6 protein-coding genes are annotated in these 4531 nt (G+C 69.0%); all 6 read left to right on the forward strand.

Features of this window, described 5'->3' with window-relative positions:
• Window positions 1–255: 255 nt before the first annotated feature.
• Window positions 256–921, forward strand: coding sequence for an AmiS/UreI family transporter (locus JWR81_RS17505; protein ID WP_297653412.1), 666 nt, complete (start codon window positions 256–258; stop codon window positions 919–921).
• 141 nt (window positions 922–1062) lie between these two features.
• Window positions 1063–2316: a formamidase gene (gene fmdA / locus JWR81_RS17510; protein WP_297653415.1), complete on the forward strand. Its 1254-nt coding sequence runs from the start codon at window positions 1063–1065 to the stop codon at window positions 2314–2316.
• Between the two features lie 267 nt (window positions 2317–2583).
• Entirely contained in the window at window positions 2584–2880 is a 297-nt protein-coding gene (locus tag JWR81_RS17515; RefSeq protein WP_297653417.1) for a DUF3040 domain-containing protein, read from the forward strand.
• Window positions 2881–3099: 219 nt separating this feature from the next.
• Window positions 3100–3555, forward strand: coding sequence for a CrcB family protein (locus JWR81_RS17520; protein WP_297653425.1), 456 nt, complete (start codon window positions 3100–3102; stop codon window positions 3553–3555).
• The gene (gene crcB / locus JWR81_RS17525) at window positions 3555–3908 is read left to right on the forward strand and encodes a fluoride efflux transporter CrcB (RefSeq protein WP_297653420.1); all 354 of its coding nucleotides are present in this window, start codon (window positions 3555–3557) and stop codon (window positions 3906–3908) included. Before JWR81_RS17520 ends, crcB begins: the two co-directional genes overlap by 1 nt.
• A gap of 388 nt (window positions 3909–4296) precedes the next feature.
• A partial coding sequence (locus JWR81_RS17530) for an isocitrate lyase/phosphoenolpyruvate mutase family protein (protein WP_297653422.1) occupies window positions 4297–4531 on the forward strand: 235 nt, incomplete at its 3' end.

A 4531-nucleotide genomic window follows, 5' to 3' on the forward strand; every position in this document is an offset into this window, starting at 1 on the left:
GCCGCCAGGAGAATTCGTACAAAATTCGTTTGATCTTCGGTCTCAGCCGGAGATTTCAAAGGGCCTTGGCTATTGTTTCCAGTTCCCTATCGGTGGACACTTGCAGGTGGTCACTCGGCGTCTGGCCCTGACCGGTGAAGGGCGTGCGCTGGGGGCGCGACTCGACGTAGCCGCTGTGCTATCAGTAGATGCCGGTCGCTGCCGTGGGTGTGCCGCTCGCCGCCTGCGGGGTGTGGGCAAGGAGGGGTCTTCATCATGGGAGCCGTCGGACTGTTATTCGTTGGTGCCGTGCTGTTCATCAACGGGGCCATGCTCCTGGGGTGGGTCGAGCCGAGATCCGCTGCGCCGATGAACTTCTTCGTCGGCGCGCTGCAGATCATCACACCCACATATTTGATATTCACGGCAAATGGCAATGCGGATACCATTCTCATGGCGGCTGGGCTGTACCTGTTCTCCTTCACCTACCTGTATGTGGGGCTCAACCTTACGTTCAATTTGGACGGAACAGGGCTCGGCTACTTCTGCTTCTTCGTCGTCCTGTCGGCTCTGGTCTACTCCTACCTCAATTTCACACGCTTCGGGGATCCCGCGTTCGGTGTCATCTGGCTGTACTGGGCGTTCCTGTGGGCGCTGTTCTTCCTCGTCCTGGGGCTGAAGCGGGAACGTCTGACGAGGTACACCGGAGCGGTGTGCGCCATCCAGGGTTGGGTGACCGGCTGGGCGCCCGCGTTCCTGCTGCTGACCGGGCTCTACAACGGATACAAGAACCAGTTGGCACTCGCTCTCGCAGCCTTCGGGATCGTTGTCTTCGGTGTCCTCTACGTCCGCGAGCGGCCGGGCAAGGTCCCGGCGGCACCAGGCCCGAGCGGCGAACGGGTCTCCGCCGGAAGCAGCGGATTGGAACCCGAGGAGAGGTAGCCGGACTACGGCCGGAGCGCAGCTCACCCGAGTGCAGCTTCAGCCGGCCCGGCACATGCGCGGCGAGGCCGGCCGACGAAAACAAGTGGAACGGGCCGGTTATCCGCACCACGGCGTACTCGAAAAGTAGGGAGAGGATCGATGCCCGAAGTCGTGTTCCCGCTCGACAACACCAAGAAGTTCACCGAACAGCGGATCGTCGGCCACAACCGGTGGCACCCGGACATCCCGACGCAGGTGCAGGTCAAGCCGGGGGACGCGTTCCGGGTGGAGTGCCGGGAGTGGTTCGACGGCGCGATCCACAACGACGACTCGGCCGAGGACGTGCTGAACGCCCCGTTGCCCAGCGTGCACGTGCTCAGCGGGCCCCTCGAGGTACAGGGCGCACAGCCCGGGGACCTGCTGATGGTCGACATCCTCGACGTCGGTCCGGTCCCCCAGGAGGACTCCGGGCCGCTGGCCGGGCAGGGCTGGGGCTACACCGGCATCTTCGCCAAGCAGAACGGGGGCGGGTTCCTCACCGACCAGTTCCCCGACGCCTACAAGGTGATCTGGGACTTCCGCGGCGGTGTGGCGACCTCGCGCCACATCCCCGGGGTGTCGTTCACCGGCATCGTCCACCCCGGGCTGATGGGCACCGCTCCCTCGGCGGAGCTGCTGGCGAAGTGGAACGCGCGCGAGCAGGAGCTCATCGACACCGACCCGGAGCGCGTGCCGCCGCTGGCCCTGCCGCCGCTGCCCGACTCTGCCGTCCTGGGCAACCTGTCCGGGGACGAGTTCGACCGGGTCGCCCGGGAGGCCGCGCGCACCGCCCCGCCCCGGGAGAACGGCGGAAACCAGGACATCAAGAACTTCACGAAGGGGACCCGGGTGTTCTACCCGGTCTTCGTCGACGGCGCGAAGCTGTCGATGGGTGACCTGCACTTCTCCCAGGGCGACGGCGAGATCACGTTCTGCGGGGCGATCGAGATGGGCGGGTTCATCGATCTCGGCGTCGACCTGATCAAGGGTGGGATGCAGACCTACGGCGTCTCCGAGAACGCGATCTTCATGCCGGGCAACACACCTCCGCAGTACAGCGAATGGCTGGCCTTCTCCGGCACGTCGGTGACCCTGGAGGGCAAGCAGCACTACCTCGACGCCCAGCTCTCCTACCAGCGGGCCTGCCTGCACGCCATCGACTACCTGGCCAAGTTCGGCTACACCCCGGAACAGGCCTACATGATCCTCGGGGCGGCACCGATCGAAGGTCGCCTCTCGGGCGTGGTGGACATCCCGAACTCCTGCTCCACGGTCTACATCCCGACCGCGATCTTCGACTTCGACGTCCGCCCCGGCAAGGCCGGTCCGCACCAGATCGACCCCGGCCAGGGCGTGCCCAAGTCCAGTTTCTGACGGCTGCGGCGACGGGCGGGAACGGTGAACCGACAGCTTTCCCGCCCGTTGCCCCGTACCCCGCTGCGCGGTTCAGAGGCCGGTGAGGGACCGGGCGCCTGCGGCCGGGCCGGCTCCACCCACCGGTCGAGCGCGGACAGGACCCGGCCCCGGCCCGCGCGCCGTGGGCTGCTGCCCCGCCATGTCCGCGCCCGCACCCCCCGGTCCTGCTCCCCGGAGCGACTGCCTCGTCCGTTCGGCTCGCGATGGGAGGGCCCGAAAATGAGGATGACGCGACGGCAGCGCCGCCAGCTGGCTGCTCTGGGCCAGCAGCTCGCACAGGAGAACCCCGAGCTGGCCGCGCAGCTCTCGCAACCTGTACGACCGCCGCGGCCCGCCACTCGGGCGGCAGGCTCATCGTCACCTCTCGGCGTGGTGATCGGCCAGGTGCTGTTCGTTCTGGGGCTGCTGCTGGTGATCGGCGGGGCCCTGCTGTCGGCGCCGACGGCGATCACCCTCGGCGTCATCGTGCTGTTGACCTGCTGGGTGCCCTGGCAGTACGGCTCCGCCGCGCGGCGGAGATGATCATGGCGGGGTCCAGTGCGGAGGCCGCGAGCGGGGGCCCGCGACGTCAGATCCGCTGCGTCTGCGGGAGCGGGAGGTGACGGAGCTGTGCCATTCCCGCATTCGTCGTCGTCCGGCGAGCGCCCCGGATCCCAGCCGGAACCCGAGCCGTCCGGTACCGAACCGGGGCTCGAGCCCGCCGAGCCGTGCCCACGGTGGCGTGAGCCACGGTTGAGCACCGTGGTCGCGGTGGTCGCGGTGGGGGGGCTGGTGGGGGCCGAGGCGCGGTACGCGCTCGGGTTGGCGCTGCCGCACGGGCCCACGCAGTGGCCGTGGTCGACCCTGCTGATCAACACCACGGGATGTGTGCTGATCGGGGTGCTGATGGTGGTGATCACCGAGCTCGTCGACGCGCACCCGTTGGCGCGGCCCCTGTTGGGGGTCGGGTTCCTCGGCGGCTACACCACCTTCTCCACCTACACCGTCGAGATCGTGAACCTGGTCAGGGCCGGCCGCGCGCCGCTCGCGCTCGGCTACCTCGCCGGCACCCCGGTGATCGCGGTCCTCGCCGGCGCGGCGGGTGCCGCGGCCACCCGCGCGATCGCCACGCGCGTCCGCGTCATGCGCAGCGGCACCGCCCGGCCCCGCGCCGGTATGACCGCCCCGGATACGTCGGACGGGCAGGAGCCACAGTGATGAACGTCCTGTTCGTGGCGGTCGGCGCGGCGGTCGGCGCGCCGATGCGGTTCCTGACCGATCGCGCGCTGAAGCGGTGGTTCCCGAGCCGGTTCCCATGGGGCACCTTCGCGGTCAACGTGCTCGGCTCGTTCATTCTCGGCCTGGTCACCGCCTCCGCCGGGCCGGCGGTCGCCGCGCTGGCCGGCACCGGGTTCTGCGGGGCCCTGACGACCTACAGCACCTTCAGCTACGAAACCGTCGGACTGATCGAAAGTGGGCACCGCCTGACCGGGGCGCTCAACGTCGTGGCCAGCGTCCTCGCCGGCATCACCGCCGCCACAGCAGGCTGGGCGGTCGGTGCCGCCCTCTGAAGCACCGAAACGGACATGATCATGATCAACCGGGAGAAGCGGCGACGTCGGGTGTGCCCAGCTCCCACCGGCCCGAGCCGACCGCGCGCAGCCGGCGGGCCAGGTCGGCAGCGGGTCGCCGACGCGCTCACCAGCACACCGCTGCCCGACCCCCCGATGTGTTCCGAACTGGCCTCGCGCCTGGACGACCGGGAGTGGGAGCGAGCGGCGGAGCTGTATGCCGAGGACGTGGTGGGCACCAAGCTCCCGCATCGCGCCGACCGCCTCGTTCCGGAGCTCGCGTCACACCGACCTCCTGTCGGGATCGTGTGCAATATGGGGAAAGTTGTTCCGCCGACCGCGGCGGTACTTTTCGAGCACTTGCATGCAAACGGCGGGAAGGAAGCTTGTGGGAGAGCTGCTGTCGGGGCCGACCGCGCCGCGGGCCCGGCTGCGCGAGCTGCTCGCGGCCGACGCCCCGCTCGTCGCCCCCGGTGCCTACGACGCGCTGTCGGCCCGGCTGGTGGAGCAGGCCGGGTTCGACGTCGTCTACATGACGGGGTTCGGCACCACCGCGTCGCTGATCGGGCGGCCGGACGTCGGGCTGCTCAGCAGCACCGAGATGATCGACAACGCCCGGCGCA

It is taken from the genome of Pseudonocardia sp., from assembly GCF_025965585.1.
Taxonomy (GTDB): Bacteria; Actinomycetota; Actinomycetes; order Mycobacteriales; family Pseudonocardiaceae; genus Pseudonocardia.